This is a genomic window from Tardiphaga alba (assembly GCF_018279705.1).
In the GTDB taxonomy this organism is placed as follows: Bacteria; Pseudomonadota; Alphaproteobacteria; order Rhizobiales; family Xanthobacteraceae; genus Tardiphaga; species Tardiphaga alba.
In genome coordinates this window covers 4,767,322-4,783,715 of record NZ_CP036498.1, presented here as the reverse complement: position 1 = coordinate 4,783,715, position 16,394 = coordinate 4,767,322, and the positions used below count along the sequence as shown (strand labels likewise).

The following is a 16,394-nucleotide window of genomic DNA, read 5'->3' as shown; positions in this document are numbered from 1 at the left end:
CTTGATCCGGCTCATGTAAAAGCCCTTCACATGAGCTGGAACAAGGACCGTCGCGGCGATCGCGGCTATCATCATGGCAATCTGAAAGAGGCGCTGCTGCAGGCAGCGCTGGGGCTGATCGCGGAGAAGGGGCCGGCAGGCTTCACCTTCGCCGACGCCGCGCGCACGGCCGGCGTCAGTGCCGCTGCGCCATATCGCCACTTTCGCGACCGTGATGATCTCCTGGCCAATATCGCCCAGCGCGGCTTCGAGCAGTTCGAGCAGACGCTGGCGCAGGCCTGGGACGATGGCCGTCCGAATACGGTTACGGCGTTCGAGCGCCTCGGCAAGGCCTATCTGGCCTTTGCCCGCAACGAGCCCGCTTTCTATTCGGCGATGTTCGAGTCCGGAATACCTGCGGATTCCAGCCCTGAGCTGACTGCTGCGGGCGAGCGTGCTTTCGGCGTGATCCGCGCCGCTGCCGAGCGCCTTGCCGCGCTGACGCCTCCGGGCGTGCCGCGTCCGCCGGCGCTGATGATGGCGCTGCATATCTGGTCGATGTCGCACGGCATCGCATCGTTGTTCGGCCGCGGCGATGCCGCCCGCCGCAAGCTGCCGATGTCGCCGGACGATCTGCTGGAAGCCGGCGCGCTGATTTATTTGCGCGGGCTTGGCTTCCCGACCGACCAGAAGCCGCCCGAAAAGGACAGACCCGCAGAGCCGAAATCCGGCCCGTGGGGGACTGCGCCCAAATAGTCGCAGGTCACCTCTCGATTATGTGAGCGACGGGCTCGGTGCCCGCCTTGACAAAACCGGGCCGTGGTTTACGTATGTAAATGTTATTTACATTCACAAGCGGCATGGTGCCGCCGATGGAGAGGAAGATGTCTGACACCGCAGATCTCAATCGCTGGGGCCGTCCCTACGATGAGCGCGTGACCTATGGCCTTCGTTCGCCATGGCACATTGTGCTGATCGTTCTTGGTTTCATCGTCTGGTGGCCGATTGGCCTCGCACTTCTCTTCTTCAAACTCGGGAGCAGAAACATGGGTTGCTGGGATCGTCAGGGTCGTTTCGAACACAAGATGCAGCGGATGCAGGACAAGATGGAGCGCATGCGCGGCCGTATGGAACGCCATGGTTTCGGCGCCGGCTTCGGCTTCGGCGAACCGACGTCGGGCAATCGCGCTTTCGACGAATATCGCGTCGAAACCCTGCGTCGCCTCGAAGAGGAGCAGCATGAGTTCAAGAGCTTCCTGGAGCGCCTGCGTCACGCCAAGGACAAGGAAGAGTTCGACCAGTTCATGGCCCAGCACCGCCAGCGCCCGACCCCGCCGCCGGCCGACAACAACCAGCCCCAGGGTTGATGTAAGCTGGATGAAAATACCGGAGCAGGGCGGTTCACCGCTCCGCTTCCCCAACCGCCCGCCTGTCCCCACAGGCGGGCGGTTTCGTTTGTGCTGTCACGCACTCTTCACGAACAAGCGAACGGAGCTTCATTTCTCGGTGAAACAGCCCGTGGTAACGCAACATTAACCATAGCCGGGCTCTGGTAAGAGCCGCAGAAATGCGCGCGAAGCCCTTGTTTTGACATGTTGGCAGGGAATTTAGGGCCCGGCCTCGGACGGGTCATCCATGCCACAGACAAGGACGTGCCCTGGCGCCATCGCGCCTGGTTCGGCGCGTGACTGCATGATCGATCGGCGGGCATGCCGGTCGAAGGGGATATTGCGTTGAGAGGATACCGCTAATGAATCCGGATGTCGCACAGTCAGCCATGCCGCTGGTGTCGACCGACGTGTCGCTGATTGGTCTGTTCCTGCAGGCGCACTGGATCGTCAAGGCCGTGATGGCCGGACTGATCGGTTGCTCGGTCTGGGTCTGGGCCATCGCGATCGACAAGATGTTCCTCTATTCGCGCTCCCGTCGCGCCATGGACCGTTTCGAGCAGGCCTTCTGGTCCGGCGAGTCCATCGAGGATCTGTATCGCGCGCTATCGGCCAAGCCGACCCAGTCGATGGCCGCCTGTTTCGTCGCCGCCATGCGCGAGTGGAAGCGTTCGTTCGAGAGCCAGGCGCGCTCCTTCACCGGCCTGCAGATGCGCATCGACAAAGTGATGAACGTCTCGATCGCCCGCGAAGTCGAACGCCTTGAGCGTCGTTTGTTGGTGCTGGCGACGGTCGGTTCGGCTGGTCCGTTCGTCGGCCTGTTCGGTACCGTCTGGGGTATCATGACGAGCTTCCAGGCCATCGCGGCGTCGAAGAATACTTCGCTTGCGGTGGTCGCTCCGGGCATCGCGGAAGCGCTGTTCGCCACCGCCATCGGCCTTATCGCCGCCATCCCGGCGACCATTTTCTACAACAAATTTACGGCAGAAGTGAACCGGCAGGCATTGCGCCTGGAGGGGTTTGCCGACGAGTTCTCCGCCATCCTGTCGCGCCAGATCGACGAGCGCGCCTGATGGCCGATGGTTTGAATGACGTGATGAGTGCCCGATCATGGGGATGAATGCAGCAGCAGGCGGTGGGGGCGGTAGCCGGCGGGGACGCCGGCGCGCTGCCGTCATGGCTGAAATCAACGTCACGCCGATGGTCGACGTGATGCTGGTGCTGATGATCATCTTCATGGTCTCGGCGCCGTTGATGACCTCGACCATCGATATCGACCTGCCCATCGCCAGCGGCGGCAAGTCGGTGTCGCAAAACGCGCCGCCGCTCACCGTCTCAGTGAAGCGCACCGGCGGCAGCTGCAACTCGGCCGTGGAAACCTACATCGCCGACGCGCTGGTGCCGCAGAGTGAATTGGCCGCCAAGATCACCGCGATCCGCTCCACGCGGACGGAAACGGACAATACCGTGTTTTTGCGCGGTGATCGGGACGTTTGCTACACGGACATGATGAAGCTGCTCGGCATGGTGCGCGCTGCCGGCTTCAAGGCCAATATCGTGATCCTGCCGGAGCAGGGATCGTAACGCGATGGCGCAGCGGTCATGAGCAGAATGAAAGAAGTGATGGCAAGGGTCGATAAGACGCTGGTTGCGTCCGTCGCCTTGCATCTGCTCGTGTTCGGCTGGGGCCTGTTCACCTTCGACTCCAAGGCACTGGAAGTGCATCCGGAAGATTCCGTGGCGGTGGACGTTATTTCCGACGACCAGCTCGCCAAGGCCATGGCTGGTGAACGCACCGGCAAGAAGGACAATCCTAAGCCCAAGGTCGAGAAAATCGCGGAAGCCAAGCCGCCGGATGAGGCGGTCGGCAAGATCGACGACAAGAAGCCGCCGGTGATCACCGAAGTCGCGCCAAAGGAACAGCCGAAGACCGAAGACAAGGCCGCCGCCGAAGCCGCCGCCAAGGCGGAAGCCGCGGCAAAGGCCGAAGCTGCTGCAAAGGCCGCAGCGGATGCCAAGGCCAAGGCGGAAGCGAAGGCCGCTGCAGCGGCAGAGGCGAAGGAATTGGCTGAAGAGAAGGCCGAAGCGGAAGCGGCGGCAAAGGCGGAAGCCAAGGCCAAGGCCGAAGCGCAGGCCAAGGCGAAAGCCGAAGCCAAGGCAAAGGCTGAAGCGAAAGCCAAGGCGGATGCCGAAGCGAAGGCCAAGGCAGAGGCAAAAGCCAAGGCTGAAGAGGCGAAAAAGGCCGAGCGCGTTTTCGATCAGTCGAAAATTGCAGCCCTGATCGACAAGCGTGATCCGACCCGCAACTCAGCGACCGGCTCTGATCTGAACCCGACGGCAGCGCTGGGCCTCTCCAAGGGCAATGCGGCCAACAACGTCGCCACCTGGGGCGCGATGTTCAAGTCGCAGGTCGAGCGTTGCTGGAAGAAGCCGTATGGTGGCGTCGAGGCGCAGTTCACCCAGGCCATTTTCAGCGTCAAGCTGAAGCGCGACGGCACGCTGGAAGCCCAGCCAACGGCTGTCAGCAATCCATCGACGCCGTATTTCCGCGTCTATCAAGAGAGCGCGCTGCGTGCCATCATCGATTGCCAGCCCTACAAGTTGCCGGCGGCCTTCTTTGAAGAGTGGAAGTTCTTTGAACCCGTTTTCACCGAGCGCGCTTCCTGAGCCGGCCGCCCGAGCAAAGCTGTAACATGACCGACAAGAATGGATCGCATCTGATGTTTTCCCGTCCGAGCCGCCGCCAGATCATCACCGGCATTGGATCGCTCGGCCTGCTGGCTGGCACCGGCGCGCGCAACGCGTTCGGCCAGGCCCGCGTGCAGATCACCGAAGGCAATGTGGCGCCGCTGCCGATTGCGATCCCGACTTTCAATGCCGGCACCGGAGCCGATAATGAAGTCAGCAATGGCGTGTCGCAGGTCATCACCAATAACCTGAAGCGTAGCGGCCTGTTCGCGCCGATCGATCCGGCGGCCTTCGTGGAGAAGACCGTCAATATCGATGCGCCGCCGAATTTCCAGAACTGGAAGACGGTCAATGCGCAGGCCCTCGTCACCGGCCGCATGACCCGTCAGGGTGACGGCCGCCTCAAGGCCGAGTTCCGTCTGTGGGATGTCGCCACCGGCCAGCAGCTCGCCGGCCAGCAATACTTTACGTCGCCGGAATACTGGCGCCGCATCGCCCACATCATCTCCGACCAGATCTATGAGCGCCTGACCGGCGAAAAGGGCTATTTCGATAGCCGCATCGTGTTCGTGGACGAGACCGGCGCCAAGGAGCGTCGCGTGAAGCGCTTGGCGCTGATGGATCAGGACGGCGCCAATGTGCGCTATCTGACTCGCGGTGCCGATCTGGTGCTGACGCCGCGCTTCTCGCCGTCCACGCAAGAGATCACCTATATGGAGTTCGGCCAGGGCGATCCGCGCGTCTATCTCTTCAATATCGAGACCGGGCAGCGCGAGATCGTCGGCAATTTCCCCGGCATGTCGTTTGCGCCGCGCTTCTCGCCGGATGGCCAGCGGATCATCATGAGTCTGCAGCAGGGCGGCAATTCGAACCTGTTCGTGATGGATCTGCGCTCGAAGTCCACCACGCGCCTCACCGATACGCCGGCGATCGACACGTCGCCGTCCTATTCCCCGGATGGCCAGCGCATCTGTTTCGAAAGCGATCGCGGCGGCAAGCCGCAGATCTATGTCATGGGCGCCACCGGCGGCGGCGCGCAGCGCATCTCGTTTGGGGAAGGCAGCTACTCGACGCCGGTGTGGTCGCCGCGCGGCGACTACATCGCCTTCACCAAGATGGGAGGCGGCCAGTTCTCCATCGGCATCATGAAGCCGGACGGTTCGGGCGAACGCATTCTCACCTCGGGTTATCATAATGAAGGCCCGACCTTTGCGCCGAATGGCCGCGTGGTCATGTTCTTCCGCGAGACCGGTCCAGGTCCGTCGCTGTATTCCGTCGACGTGTCTGGCCGTAACGAGCTGAAGGTCCCGACACCGGGCTTCGCGTCCGACCCCGCATGGTCGCCGCTGCTGTCGTAAATGATTGATTAAAATCAATACCCGGATCGCCGGTGAATACCGGCAATCTTTTCCCACCGTGCTGAATTTACACGCAGATTTTCTGTTTATGCGAAGACGTAAATACTTCGCTAAGGATGTTCCCTCAGAAAGAGTTCATCAGGACCCGGTACCAATGTGCGCCTGAACAGGACGCGCCAACGCCCGATGCAGCTCGCTGATCACAACCGGACGAATAGCAAGTCGATGTCGCCGTCGATCTACACGGCGCTGGTCGATTCCCTGTTTGAAAACCCCATTCCGATGCTGGCTGGCGCTGTTTGCGCCGGCACCGGCGCGGTCATGACTGCGGTCAAGACCGGCAATTCTCTCTTGTGGCCGTGTGCCGCGCTGATCATCGCGATCGGCGCTCTGCGTGCGCTCCAGCTCAGCAAATACGAGAAACGCCAGACCGTGCTGACGCCGGAAGAGGCGGCGCGCTGGGAACTGAACTATATGATCGGCGGCTCGCTTTATGCGGCAGCGCTTGGTCTGTGGTGCTGGGTCGTTCTGCTGGGCAGTGATGATCCCGTCGCCCATATGCTCGGAACCGCGGTGACAGTGGCCTATATCGCTGCCGGGGCTGGCCGAACCTATGGCCGGCCAAAGATCGCGCAGCTGCAGGTTTTGCTGGCTTGCGGACCAATGTCGCTGGCCTTGGTCATTCATGGCGGCTTCTACTATATCGGCTTCGCCTTCCTGAACGTTCTGTTCTTCATCGGTCTTCGTCGGATCACGCTGCGGCTGCACGACGTCTATGTGAAGGCGTTGCTTGCGACGGAGCGTGTTGGTTCGATCGCAGGTCAGTTCGATACGGCGCTCAACAACATGCCGAACGGCCTGTGCATGTTCGGTGCCGACGGCCGGTTGGCCGTTCTCAACAATCGCTTTGCCGAAATGATGGAGATCGCCGGCAATGTCGCTGTCGAGCGCGGCATCAGCGTCCACGATCTCGTCTCTCTCTGTGTCAGTGCCGGCTCGGTGTCTGCCGCCAGTGGCATGACCATCGAAGCCGAGATCGATAGCTCCCAGGCCGCTGAAATCACCACGATCGATCACGCGCACGAGAATGAGCGCGCGCTGTCCTGGAAATTCCAGCCGATGCCGGGCGGCGGTACTGTCGTTCTGCTGGAAGATATTACTGAGCGACGGAATTCCGAAGCGCGCATCAGTCATATGGCGCGGTTCGATGAGCTGACGGGCCTGCCGAACCGCATGAGCTTCCGGAACGAAATCGGCCGCATGCTCAAGACGGCTGACGGGTCGGCGATGTCCGCGCTGCTGTTCGTCGATCTCGATCAGTTCAAGCAGGTCAACGATACGCTGGGGCATCCCTGTGGCGATGAGCTGCTGTGCATGGTGGCTGATCGCTTGCGCGGAATGTTGCGCGCGGAGGATTTCGTCGCGCGTTTCGGCGGCGACGAGTTCGTCGTTTACCAGCGCAGCATCAAGAACAGTCACGATGCTGCGGACCTCGCGCGCCGGATCGTCGAACATCTGAGCGAGCGCTACGAAGTCGATAATCATCAGGTCGAAATCGGCGCCAGCGTCGGCATTGCCTTGACGGAAGCCGGTGTCAGCGCCGACCACCTCCTGAAGAACGCCGATATGGCGCTGTATCGCGCCAAGGCATCGGGCCGCGGGACGTTCTGCTTCTTCCGTGACGAGATGGCCCAGACTGTCGAAGCCCGTCGCGTGCTCGAGCTGGATCTGCGCAAGGCGCTCGCGAACGAAGAGTTCGAAATCTACTATCAGCCGCTGGTCAATCTGAAGTCCGGCCGCATCTCCACATGTGAAGCCTTGCTGCGCTGGAATCATCCGGTGCGCGGAACCGTGTCGCCGGTCGATATCATTCCGATCGCGGAAGACATGGGGTTGATTGTGGACCTCGGTCGCTGGATTCTCCGCAAGGCGTGCATCGAATGCATGAAGTGGCCGGAGGCGGTCAGCGTCGCCGTCAACTTCTCATCGCAGCAGTTCCATCAGCGCGATGTCCTGAGCGAAGTCCGTTACGCTCTGGAAGTATCGGGACTGCCGGCGCATCGCCTCGAAATCGAAATCACCGAGTCGTCCTTGTTGCGTAACACGCAGTGGACCCACGATGCGCTCGCACAGCTGCATGCTGCGGGCTGCCGGATTTCCCTGGACGATTTCGGCACCGGCTATTCGAGCCTGAGCTACCTGCATAATTTCCCGTTGCAGAAGGTGAAGATCGATCGCTCCTTCCTTGAGGGGATCGATACCCATCGTCCGTTGACGCTACTGCGTGGCGTCGCCCGTCTCAGCGCCGACCTGGGTATGTCCGTGGTGGTGGAAGGGATCGAGACCAATGAGCAGCTCGAACTGATCAGTGCTGATGGCACGATCACCGAGGCCCAGGGCTATCTGTTTAGCCGGCCGGTGCCTGCAACGCGCATTCGGCAACTGCTCGACGCCTCTCATGGCAGGCGCCAGATCGATGCCGTTCTGGACGTCGAGTCGAGCCGGGCCCCCGCGTAAAGACCGGCATTCACGATCCCGTCACACTACAATCACGATTCATTACATCAATGATGAGTAGGCAAAAGGTTAACCACGTTGTGGCAGAACCTTTGACAACTTTTAAGAAAGCTTTAACCTTCCCCTTACTCGCATACTTCCGGCGTGTTGTTGGCGTGGAGTTGGAATGATGGCTGCGGCCGATCAAGTGAATGACCTTTCCGCGCGTAACCATGAACTCCTGGACCGTGTTGATTACCGGTTAGTCGAGACCGAGGCGGAAAAAGAGGCGATCTACAGCCTCCGATACCGCGCTTACCTTCATGAGGGGGCGATCGAGCCGAAGGCCGAGCGTCGGCTGAAGGACCGCTTCGACGACCTGCCGAATTCTTGGACGTTCGGCATCTATATGGATGGCGAGCTGGCGAGCTCGCTGCGGATCAGCGTCGGTTCGCCCGACAATCCGGAAACCCCGGCGGTGGACGCGTTCGGCGATATCCTGCGTCCCCAGATCGAGGCAGGGAAGACCATCGTCGATCCCAACCGGTTTGTGGCGGATCCCGCCAACCGCACCAGATTTCCCGAACTGCCCTATCTCACGGTTCGGCTCGGCTATGTCGCCTGCGCCTATTTCAACGCCGATATCGGCACCGCGACCGTTCGCGCCGAACACCGCGCCTTCTATCGCCGCGTATTCCTGCAGACGCCGCTTTGCGAGCCGCGTCCTTATCCGACGCTGGTGAAGCCGCTCTGCCTGATGGCGGCAGATTTCAACGTCGTTCGCGAGAAGATCTTCGAGCGCTACCCGTATTTCCGCTCCACCCAGTTCGAGCGACGGGCGCTGTTCGAGCGCAAGAGCGAGCCGCTGGCGCCGGACCTTCATGCGCCTGAGTTCCAGTTGCTGCAGGCGACCCTGGGGCAACAGGCTTAATCGACGCCTGTTACGGGATTGATCCGGACTATCAGACGGCCGCCGCAGCGATGTGGCGGCCGTTTTCCGTGGATTCCCGCGAAAAATCAGGCGGCTGCGCGTGTCGCTTCACCGTCGCGCCATATTTCCAAAGCATTAACCACGCCGTTGCTTTTCGGCTGCCTGTGGCTTTTGATCGGTTTTGGCAACACCTCGTCAAGGTTGACGGAACGTTCGCTTAACCAACGACCTGTAGACCGAATGACAGTTGGGTAAAGCGTGAGCGTTGGAGGCTCCGGGAATGATTCAGCAGATGCGTATCCTCCAGGGATTGAAACTGGCTGCCGTACTGGCCGTGGCGCTCACGATGGGCGCCTGCGCGAACAAGAACGGTATGGGTGGCGCCGATGGCGCGATGGCCGGTGCGGCTGCTCCGGGCAGCCAGCAGGACTTCGTCGTCAATGTCGGCGACCGCGTGTTCTTCGAAAGCGACCAGACCGAGCTGTCGCCGCAGGCCATGGCCACCCTCGACAAGCAGTCCCAGTGGCTGCAGCAGTACAACCGCTATTCCTTCACCATTGAAGGTCATGCGGACGAGCGCGGCACCCGTGAATACAATATCGCTCTCGGTGCCCGCCGCGCCCAGTCGGTGCGCAGCTATCTGGCTTCGCGCGGCATCGATCCGAGCCGCATGCGCACGATCTCCTATGGCAAGGAACGCCCGGTCGCGGTGTGTAACGACATCTCGTGCTGGTCGCAGAACCGCCGCGCGGTAACGGTGCTGAACGCCGGCGCCTAAGCGTTTCGATGTGATATCATGAGCGGCGTCTGCCCGACCGGGCGGGCGCCGTTTTTGTGTTCGCGGTTATTTGTACGAGTGGTTATTTGTGTCAGAGGCGGCTTTGTCGCTGCCATCAGTCACAATTCCGGCGTAGTGCAACACTCATCGTTTTGGGCGCCATCAGGGCGCGCATCAGTCATCGCTCAGGCCAAAATGTCATTCAAATTCCAGTCGCTCGCCGGTGCCGCGCTTTTCGCTTCAATGCTTGTGACGGCGTCGCCGGTCTCGGCGCAGTTCTGGGGCCAGCAGCAGCAAGAACAGCAGCGACCGCAGACCTATGGCCGGCAGGATGGCGGCGTCGATCCGGAAATGCGGATCGAGCAGCTCGAAGGCCAGCTGCGCAGACTGACCGGCCAGAACGAGGAGCTGCAGTTCCGCAATCGCCAGCTCGAAGATCAGCTGCGCCAGTTGCAGGCCGGCGGCGGCGCGCCGCCAGCTGCGGCAGCGGCAGCCCGGCCGAATGTCGGTGCCATTCCGTCGACCCAGCCGATTCCGCAGCAGCAACCGATGGCGCAGCAGCCCGGTTACGCCCAGCCTCAACAGGCCCCTGCTGCGTCCGGGCCCGTCGTGCTCGACCCGGCAGCCGCCCGCGCGCCGGTCGCCGCAATGACGCGTTCGACCCCAACGCCAATCCTAACGCGCCGGGCGTGCCGCGTGCGCTTGGCGGCGGCCAGTTGCCCATGCAGGCCAATGCGCCGGCCGCGAGCGTGCCGAACGCGCCCGCGCCGCTCGACAATGCCGGGCAGGGCGGTGGCGCGCCAGCGCTGACCACACTGCCCCCGGGTGCTACGCCCAAAGACGAATTCGACCTCGGCCTCGGTTACATGCAGCGTCGTGATTATGCGCTGGCCGAAGAGACCATGCGCAATTTCGGCCAGAAGTATCCCAACGATCCGATGATCGCAGATTCGCAATATTGGCTCGGTGAAAGCTATTTCCAGCGCCAGAAGTATCGCGATGCCGCGCAATCCTTCCTCGGCGTCACCAGCAAATACGACACTTCCGCCAAGGCGCCGGACGCGCTGCTGCGGCTCGGGCAGTCGCTGGCGGCGCTGAAGGAGAAGGAGGCCGCCTGCGCCGCGTTCGGCGAAGTCGCCCGCAAATATCCGCGTGCCTCGACCGGCGTGAAGCAGGGCGTGGACCGCGAGCAGAAGCGCAACAAGTGCTAGACTTCGACGGTGAAGCTTGGTGGTCGTTGCCGACGAAGTAGGAGCTTTGTCTGATGACGTCTCCCGCCCCGAAATTCTGCGCTGCCGCGACCTTGTTCGTCGTCCAGGATGTGCTGAAAAGCGTCGCTTATTATCGTGACGTGCTCGGCTTCGAGGTCGCCTTCACCTATGGCGAACCGGTGTTTTACGGCGGCGTCGAACGTGACAATGTCGTTATTCACTTCCAGGCCGCGCACCGCACCCGGCGTGGCGCAGGGCAGGGCGCGGTGAATATTTTTGTCACGGAAGTCGATGCGCTTTGCGCGGACATGCAGTCACGCGGTGCGGTCATCATAGAGCCGCCCGGTGACCGTCCTTACGGTATGCGCGATTTCGATCTCGACGATCCCGATGGCAACCGCCTGACGTTCGGCATGGAATCGACCGCCGCTGCGCACGACGCGGGATGACATGAGCTACGGCGGTTCTCCTGCAGGCATGTCATCCGACGGTCCCGTTGCTGCAGCGGATGCTCGCGCGCTGTTTGCGGGATTCGCGGGTGCGCCTGCGTTGGTGCTGGCTGTATCCGGCGGGCCGGATTCCATCGCTTTACTTTGGCTGATGGCGCGGTGGCGGCGTGCCCGAAAAAGTGGTCCGGCGCTCCATGTGGTCACCGTCGATCATGGCTTGCGCAAGGAAAGTGCTGCGGAAGCGCGCGAGGTGAAGCGTCTCGCTGCATCGCTCGGTCTCCCGCACCGAACCCTTCGCTGGACCGGTGACAAGCCCAAAACCGGCCTCCCTGCCGCGGCGCGCGACGCCCGTTATAGGTTGCTCGCCCGCGCCGCGCGGACTGCGGGCGCAAGTCACGTGCTGACGGCGCATACGCGTGATGATCAGGCCGAAACGGTGCTGATGCGGATGGCGCGTGGGAGCGGGCTTACGGGTCTCGCGGCAATGACCGATCAGACCGAGCGCGACGGCATTCGGATCGCGCGCCCGCTTTTGCCGTTGTCGAAGGCGGCCCTGATCGCGACGCTCGACAAAGCCGGGATTGCCTATGCCGTCGATCCCACCAATGCGGACCCGCATTTTACCCGTCCGCGGCTGCGCGCTTTGATGCCCGTTCTGGCCGCCGAAGGGCTGGGGCCGCATGCATTAGCGCGGCTGGCCGCCCGCATGGCCCGCGCGGACGCGGCGCTCGAATTGATGGCCGATGGCGCCGAGCGGTTTCTGGCCCTCCGCAATCCCGGCCGCGCACCCGATGCCATCGATGCAGGGGCTTTCATGGGCCTGGCCGAGGAAATTCGCGTTCGTCTGCTGCTGCGGATGATTAATGCGGTCGGCCGCGAAGGTCCCGCCGAACTCGGCAAGGCGGAGAGCCTGGCCCTGGCGATGGAACAGGCCATGGAGGGGACAAGAAGCGGTATCCTGCTGAAACAAACGCTCGCCGGCGCGGTCATTTCGCTCACGCGCCACCGGTTGAAGATTGCGTCGGCGCCGCCCCGCCGCGCGGCATCGCGTAAAAGGCCTTAACCACCTCCAGAAAAGCAGGCCGTCGCGCCATGATTTGAACCGGAAAAGCGCCTAGATGCGCTAAATAGTCCGTGCCAGTTCCCTTGGCAGCGGCCCCTGTCGCACTTAAATTGCAACCGACTGACCCAGGGTGATCGCCTTGTGGCGAATCAAGGGAAGAGAGCCGCTCATTCCAGCGGTGACGAAGGAAGATCGATGAACGCGAATCTGCGCAATTTCGCCCTCTGGGTCATTATCGTGCTGCTGCTGCTGGCGCTGTTCACGCTCTTCCAGAATCCCGGTCAGCGCGCCGCCTCGCAGGACATCTCGTTCTCGCAGCTTCTCAGCGAGGTCGATCAGAACCGCGTCCGCGACGTCGTGATCCAGGGGCCGGAGATCAACGGCACCTTCACCAATGGCTCGACTTTCCACACCTATGCGCCGTCTGACCCGACGCTGATCAAGCGTCTGTATGACGCCAAGGTCTCCATCACCGCGAAGGCGCCGGGCGATAACGTGCCGTGGTTCGTGTCGCTGCTCGTGTCATGGCTCCCGTTCATCGCGCTCATCGGCGTCTGGATATTCCTGTCGCGCCAGATGCAGGGCGGCGCCGGCAAGGCCATGGGCTTTGGCAAGTCTCGGGCGAAGATGCTCACTGAGGCGCATGGTCGCGTGACCTTCGAAGACGTCGCCGGTGTGGACGAAGCCAAGCAGGATTTGCAGGAGATCGTCGAATTCCTGCGCGACCCCGGCAAGTTCCAGCGCCTGGGCGGACGCATCCCACGCGGCGTGCTGCTGGTCGGCCCTCCCGGCACCGGTAAGACCCTGATCGCGCGTGCGGTTGCGGGCGAAGCTAATGTGCCGTTCTTCACCATTTCGGGTTCGGACTTCGTCGAAATGTTCGTCGGCGTCGGCGCAAGCCGCGTCCGTGACATGTTCGAGCAGGCCAAGAAGAACGCGCCCTGCATCATCTTCATCGACGAAATCGATGCGGTCGGTCGGCATCGTGGCGCTGGTCTGGGCGGTGGCAACGATGAGCGGGAACAGACCCTCAACCAGTTGCTGGTCGAGATGGACGGCTTCGAGGCCAATGAGGGCGTGATCCTGATCGCCGCCACCAACCGTCCGGACGTGCTGGATCCCGCGCTGCTGCGTCCGGGCCGCTTCGACCGTCAGGTCGTGGTGCCGAATCCGGATGTCGTGGGCCGCGAACAGATCCTCAAGGTCCATGTCCGCAAGGTGCCGCTGGCGCCGGATATCAACCTCAAGACCATCGCCCGCGGCACCCCCGGTTTCTCCGGCGCCGACCTGATGAACCTCGTCAACGAAGCCGCTCTCACCGCCGCGCGCCGCAACAAGCGCATGGTGACCCAGAGCGAATTCGAAGAGGCCAAGGACAAGGTGATGATGGGCGCCGAGCGCAAGTCGCTGGTGATGTCCGAGGAAGAGAAGATGCTGACGGCCTATCACGAAGGTGGTCACGCCATCGTCGGCCTCAATGTCCCTGCCACCGATCCGATCCACAAGGCGACGATCATTCCGCGCGGCCGCGCGCTCGGCATGGTCATGCAGCTGCCGGAACGCGACAAGATGTCGATGTCGCTGGAGCAGATGACCTCGCGCCTCGCCATCATGATGGGCGGCCGTGTCGCCGAAGAGCTGATCTTCGGCCGCAACAAGGTCACTTCGGGCGCCTCGTCGGATATCGATCAGGCCACCCGCTTGGCCCGCATGATGGTTACCCGTTGGGGCCTGTCGGAAGAGCTCGGCACCGTCTCCTATGGCGACAATAATGACGAGGTGTTCCTCGGCATGCAGATGGGGCGCCAGCAGGCGGTCTCGGAAGCCACCGCGCAGAAGATCGACTCGGAAGTGCGTCGTCTCGTCGAGGACGGTTACAAGGAAGCGACCCGCATTCTCACCGAGAAGCGCGACGACCTCGAAACCCTCTCCAAGGGCCTGCTCGAATTCGAAACGCTCTCCGGCGACGAAATCAAGGACCTGCTCGACGGCAAGAAGCCGAACCGCGAGTCGGTGCTCGAACCCTCGACCCCGCGTTCCTCGGCCGTGCCGCCCGCCGGCAAGCCGCGCCCGCGCCCGGATTCGGGCATGGAGCCGCAGCCGCAGGCGTAACGCCATCATCCATCAAATCGCAAAACGCGGCCGAAAGGCCGCGTTTTTGTTTGGGCATCAGAACCAGTCGTCGTTGAGAGGTCAGGGAAAGCTTTCGCTTTCCCCTTGGCGAAGCGACGAAGCAATCCAGCTCTTGGCTTTCTGGATTGCTTCGCTGCGCTCGCAATGACGGCGGGAAGGCTGCGCGTTGCGGCTTAAACCTTCCTCAAACTTCCCCCGGCACTGTCGCCTGCATCCTCACCCGTGCCGGGAACCGCATGACGACGCCTTTGAACATGACGTTGCCCCAGCGCGGAGCAATTCCTCCGGCGCTGCTGATCGTCTGCGCCGTTCTCGCGATCCTGCAGATCGCGTCCTTCTTCATGTATTTCGGGCGCGGATGGATCTTTGAACCAAGCGGCCTGGGCGCGCCCACTGACTTCATCAATGTCTATTCCGCCGGCCGCCTCGTGCTCGATGGCCATCCCGCATGGGCCTATGACTGGGACATCCAGAAGACGCTGCAAATCGCGGTGCTCGGCCAGAGCTATCCCGGCAATTTCGCCTGGCACTATCCGCCACCATTCCTGTTCGTCGCGGCCCTGCTTGCGAAATTTCCCTATGCGGTGGCTTTTGTCGGATGGGCCATGGTCAGCGCGGTGCCTTATCTCATGGTCATGCGCGCGATCGTCGGGCGCCCGTTCGGCTTGCTGGCCGCGGCTGCTATCCCTGTCGTCTTCACCAATGTTCTGGTGGGACAGAACGGCTTTCTCACTGCGGCATTGATCGGCGGCACGCTGGTCTTGCTGCCGACGCGGCCGATCCTGGCCGGCATCTGCCTCGGTCTGCTCAGCTACAAGCCGCAATATGGCGTGCTGTTTCCGCTGGTGCTGATCGCTGCCGCGCAATGGCGCGTTTTCATCAGCGCCGGTGTGACCACGGTGTCGCTCGCGGTCGTGTCGTGGCTCGCCTTCGGCACCGAAAGCTGGCAGGCCTTTTTCCACTGGATGCCGATGTTCTCGCAGGCCTTCCTTGTCGAGGGCCGCGCGCCGTTCGGCAAGATGCAGAGCATCTTCGCGCTGGTGCGTTACTTCGATGGCAGCGAGACGCTGGCCTGGGCGCTGCATTGGAGTCTTCTCGCCATCGTTGCTTCGACGCTGGTGTGGCTGTGGCGCAGCCATGCGCGCTACGAGTGGAAGGCGGCAGCATTGGCGATCGGCGCACTGCTCGCGACGCCTTATCTGTTTCTTTATGACGTGATGGTGCTGGCGATTGCAGCCGGCTTCATCCTGCGGGTGGGATTGTCCGAGGGCTTCCTGCGTCACGAGCTGCCGCTGCTGGGTCTCGCCGTCGTCATGCTCATCGCCTACCAGTTTCTCGGCGCTGCACCGACCGGTTTCGGGGCCACGTTGCTGGTCGCGCTGATGGTGGGCATACGGGTCCATCGCGCCCTTGGCGGCAATGCTGGGCGGGCGGGTGCCGTTCTTGGCCAGGCAGTTGTCCACGGTACCAACAGCCCCGCCTGATTTCTTTTCAGGAAACTCACAGCGCGCTTGACACTTCGCCGCGGGTCACACCAAATGTAGATGTCATGGTCCGCCCTGTCGCAAGACTTGGTAGATAATAGGGAAGCCGGTGCGCTCTGATGGAGCTAGGCCGGCGCTGCCCCCGCAACTGTAAGCAGAGAGTTTGTTTCGACCACGTCACTGGGGCCTCACCGCTCCGGGAAGACCGAAACAAACGCTTGATCTGCGAGTCAGGAGACCTGCCGTGACACCAGAAACGTCCATGGGCGGGGTGTCCCAGCGGTCGCTTGCAGGCAATGCCGCGCGTCCGCCCGGCAGTGATGCACGCACCTTCGGCCCCAGCCCCCACAGCTTGATGCATCACACGGGGTCCTGCCGATGCCTTCCACGTCTCACGCTCTCGCCAACGGCCACGATGCCGTGCTTGCCCATCAAC

General features: G+C 62.3%; 13 protein-coding genes, 1 pseudogene and 1 riboswitch. All 14 genes and pseudogenes read left to right on the top strand.

What is annotated here, in order from left to right:
• Positions 1-30 precede the first annotated feature (30 nt).
• The 14 genes and pseudogenes from RPMA_RS22885 (at position 31) to RPMA_RS22820 (ending at position 15,958) form a co-directional block, all read left to right on the top strand.
• Positions 31-735 carry a TetR/AcrR family transcriptional regulator gene (locus RPMA_RS22885; RefSeq protein ID WP_211909942.1) on the top strand — a complete coding sequence of 235 codons (705 nt, stop codon included), beginning with the start codon at positions 31-33 and terminating at the stop codon, positions 733-735.
• 128 nt (positions 736-863) lie between these two features.
• Complete coding sequence (locus tag RPMA_RS22880) at positions 864-1,346, top strand: DUF2852 domain-containing protein (protein WP_211909940.1); 483 nt, start codon at positions 864-866, stop codon at positions 1,344-1,346.
• A gap of 383 nt (positions 1,347-1,729) precedes the next feature.
• Positions 1,730-2,440, top strand: coding sequence for a protein TolQ (gene tolQ, locus RPMA_RS22875; RefSeq protein ID WP_211909939.1), 711 nt, complete (start codon positions 1,730-1,732; stop codon positions 2,438-2,440).
• Positions 2,441-2,477: 37 nt separating this feature from the next.
• Complete coding sequence (locus tag RPMA_RS22870; RefSeq protein WP_211909937.1) at positions 2,478-2,951, top strand: biopolymer transporter ExbD; 474 nt, start codon at positions 2,478-2,480, stop codon at positions 2,949-2,951.
• Positions 2,952-2,990: 39 nt separating this feature from the next.
• Complete coding sequence (tolA, locus tag RPMA_RS22865; protein WP_249225353.1) at positions 2,991-4,034, top strand: cell envelope integrity protein TolA; 1,044 nt, start codon at positions 2,991-2,993, stop codon at positions 4,032-4,034.
• A 53-nt stretch (positions 4,035-4,087) separates the two neighbouring features.
• Positions 4,088-5,413 (top strand): Tol-Pal system beta propeller repeat protein TolB, encoded by a 1,326-nt coding sequence (gene tolB, locus RPMA_RS22860; RefSeq protein WP_211913782.1) that lies wholly within the window; start codon positions 4,088-4,090, stop codon positions 5,411-5,413.
• Positions 5,414-5,599: 186 nt separating this feature from the next.
• Entirely contained in the window at positions 5,600-7,930 is a 2,331-nt protein-coding gene (locus RPMA_RS22855) for a putative bifunctional diguanylate cyclase/phosphodiesterase (protein WP_211909932.1), read from the top strand.
• Positions 7,931-8,099: 169 nt separating this feature from the next.
• Complete coding sequence (locus tag RPMA_RS22850; RefSeq protein WP_408056560.1) at positions 8,100-8,840, top strand: N-acyl amino acid synthase FeeM domain-containing protein; 741 nt, start codon at positions 8,100-8,102, stop codon at positions 8,838-8,840.
• A 280-nt stretch (positions 8,841-9,120) separates the two neighbouring features.
• Positions 9,121-9,618, top strand: coding sequence for a peptidoglycan-associated lipoprotein Pal (pal, locus tag RPMA_RS22845; protein WP_211909925.1), 498 nt, complete (start codon positions 9,121-9,123; stop codon positions 9,616-9,618).
• 195 nt (positions 9,619-9,813) lie between these two features.
• Positions 9,814-10,829 (top strand): annotated as a pseudogene (gene ybgF, locus RPMA_RS22840) (tol-pal system protein YbgF).
• A gap of 53 nt (positions 10,830-10,882) precedes the next feature.
• Positions 10,883-11,278: a bleomycin resistance protein gene (locus RPMA_RS22835; protein ID WP_211909924.1), complete on the top strand. Its 396-nt coding sequence runs from the start codon at positions 10,883-10,885 to the stop codon at positions 11,276-11,278.
• A 28-nt stretch (positions 11,279-11,306) separates the two neighbouring features.
• Positions 11,307-12,341 carry a tRNA lysidine(34) synthetase TilS gene (gene tilS / locus RPMA_RS22830; protein ID WP_211913781.1) on the top strand — a complete coding sequence of 345 codons (1,035 nt, stop codon included), beginning with the start codon at positions 11,307-11,309 and terminating at the stop codon, positions 12,339-12,341.
• Between the two features lie 195 nt (positions 12,342-12,536).
• Entirely contained in the window at positions 12,537-14,453 is a 1,917-nt protein-coding gene (ftsH, locus tag RPMA_RS22825) for an ATP-dependent zinc metalloprotease FtsH (RefSeq protein ID WP_211909923.1), read from the top strand.
• A gap of 257 nt (positions 14,454-14,710) precedes the next feature.
• Positions 14,711-15,958 carry a glycosyltransferase family 87 protein gene (locus tag RPMA_RS22820; protein ID WP_211909922.1) on the top strand — a complete coding sequence of 416 codons (1,248 nt, stop codon included), beginning with the start codon at positions 14,711-14,713 and terminating at the stop codon, positions 15,956-15,958.
• A 49-nt stretch (positions 15,959-16,007) separates the two neighbouring features.
• A riboswitch (cobalamin riboswitch) is annotated at positions 16,008-16,219 on the top strand.
• The last annotated feature ends 175 nt before the right edge of the window (positions 16,220-16,394 follow it).

Excerpts from the sequence above, each read along its gene's own strand:
- tilS (WP_211913781.1), top strand. The coding sequence starts at position 11,307 with ATGTCATCCGACGGTCCCGTTGCTGCAGCGGATGCTCGCGCGCTGTTT.
- RPMA_RS22850 (WP_408056560.1), top strand. The coding sequence starts at position 8,100 with ATGGCTGCGGCCGATCAAGTGAATGACCTTTCCGCGCGTAACCATGAA.
- RPMA_RS22820 (WP_211909922.1), top strand. The coding sequence starts at position 14,711 with ATGACGACGCCTTTGAACATGACGTTGCCCCAGCGCGGAGCAATTCCT.
- RPMA_RS22885 (WP_211909942.1), top strand. The coding sequence starts at position 31 with ATGAGCTGGAACAAGGACCGTCGCGGCGATCGCGGCTATCATCATGGC.
- RPMA_RS22880 (WP_211909940.1), top strand. The coding sequence starts at position 864 with ATGTCTGACACCGCAGATCTCAATCGCTGGGGCCGTCCCTACGATGAG.
- pal (WP_211909925.1), top strand. The coding sequence starts at position 9,121 with ATGATTCAGCAGATGCGTATCCTCCAGGGATTGAAACTGGCTGCCGTA.
- tolQ (WP_211909939.1), top strand. The coding sequence starts at position 1,730 with ATGAATCCGGATGTCGCACAGTCAGCCATGCCGCTGGTGTCGACCGAC.
- ftsH (WP_211909923.1), top strand. The coding sequence starts at position 12,537 with ATGAACGCGAATCTGCGCAATTTCGCCCTCTGGGTCATTATCGTGCTG.
- RPMA_RS22835 (WP_211909924.1), top strand. The coding sequence starts at position 10,883 with ATGACGTCTCCCGCCCCGAAATTCTGCGCTGCCGCGACCTTGTTCGTC.
- tolA (WP_249225353.1), top strand. The coding sequence starts at position 2,991 with ATGGCAAGGGTCGATAAGACGCTGGTTGCGTCCGTCGCCTTGCATCTG.
- tolB (WP_211913782.1), top strand. The coding sequence starts at position 4,088 with ATGTTTTCCCGTCCGAGCCGCCGCCAGATCATCACCGGCATTGGATCG.
- RPMA_RS22855 (WP_211909932.1), top strand. The coding sequence starts at position 5,600 with ATGCAGCTCGCTGATCACAACCGGACGAATAGCAAGTCGATGTCGCCG.
- RPMA_RS22870 (WP_211909937.1), top strand. The coding sequence starts at position 2,478 with ATGGGGATGAATGCAGCAGCAGGCGGTGGGGGCGGTAGCCGGCGGGGA.